We start from the raw sequence: 1,151 nt of genomic DNA, 5'->3' as shown, positions 1-1,151 counted from the left end.
CGTTAAAAGAGCACTAATATGGCATTACCAGCTCCACAATATGGCGACCTTGTTAAATTCAAGGAAGCCATTTCTCACTTTAAAGACAAAATTAAGCTCACTAGTGAGTCATATAAAGACTTACAGGGCTTAGTTCACGCCAAAGCATTTACCGTTGCCGGTGCTACACAAATCGAGATCATTAACGCGCTATATAAAGCTGTTGATAAGGCTATTAGTGATGGCGAAACTATATCGGACTTTAGAAAACGCTTTGACAAAATAGTTGATGATCATGGTTGGTCATACAATGGCAAACGAGGCTGGCGTACTAAAGTTATTTATCAAAACAATAAAAACACTGCGCGTGCAGCTGGCCGTTGGCAACAACAAGAGCGTTTAAAACAGCGCAGACCATATTTATTATACTTAACAGCTGGCGATAGCCGCGTAAGACCTGATCACGGTAAGTGGAATTACATTTTATTGCCTGTGGATCATCCGTTTTGGGATACACATTATCCACCAAATGGTTATAACTGCAGATGTAAGGTGGTATCACTTAATGCGCGTGATATTGCACGAATGGGGCTAACAGTTACTAAGCCTGAAACAGTGAACAAGTTTATGGAGTCATTCAAAGTTGTAGACCCATCAACAGGCGAAGAACTTAGTAAGTTAGCAGGCATTGATCTAGGCTGGGATTATAATCCTGGTAAAGCATGGCTAGGTGCAGATATTGCAGCGGGTAAATCAGTTATGACTTTATCAACTGACATTCAAAAGTTAGCGGTACCACAATTTAATGAAGCAGTTTTAAAATCTCAGCAGTACTATATAAAGCAGGTAAACTTACAAGCAGCAAAGTTAGCGCTTAAAAAGTCAGTTCCAGATAGCCAGCAATTTACGTTAGGGCACTTGCCTGTAAATTTACTAAACGAGCTATCACGTAAAAACGCACCTATATATAGTAGCGCTGTTACAGTCAGCAGCACTCAAATTGAAAAGTTCTTAACTGGCCAGCTAGCAATTGAACAAGTACAAGACCTAATGAACGCTGTTCAAAATCCAAATACGTTTGCTTATATAGGCAACCAAGTAAAAATATCGTACCAAGGTTTTATGATCACAGTAGAGCTAGGCCCAACGTTCAATACAATAATAGCTGCCGA

General features: G+C 39.8%; 1 protein-coding gene. It reads left to right on the top strand.

Going from position 1 to position 1,151, the window contains the following annotated elements; genetic code table 11:
- Nucleotides 1-18 precede the first annotated feature (18 nt).
- Nucleotides 19-1,151, top strand: a 1,133-nt coding sequence (locus tag H5187_RS25250; protein WP_182798485.1) for a phage minor head protein, incomplete at its 3' end; no start/stop codon positions are given.

The sequence above is a fragment of the Pseudoalteromonas sp. SG44-1 genome (genome assembly GCF_014164315.1).
In the GTDB taxonomy this organism is placed as follows: Bacteria; Pseudomonadota; Gammaproteobacteria; order Enterobacterales; family Alteromonadaceae; genus Pseudoalteromonas; species Pseudoalteromonas rhizosphaerae.
The sequence above is the reverse complement of the archived record's forward strand: the minus strand, read 5'-3'. Positions and strand labels throughout refer to the sequence as shown.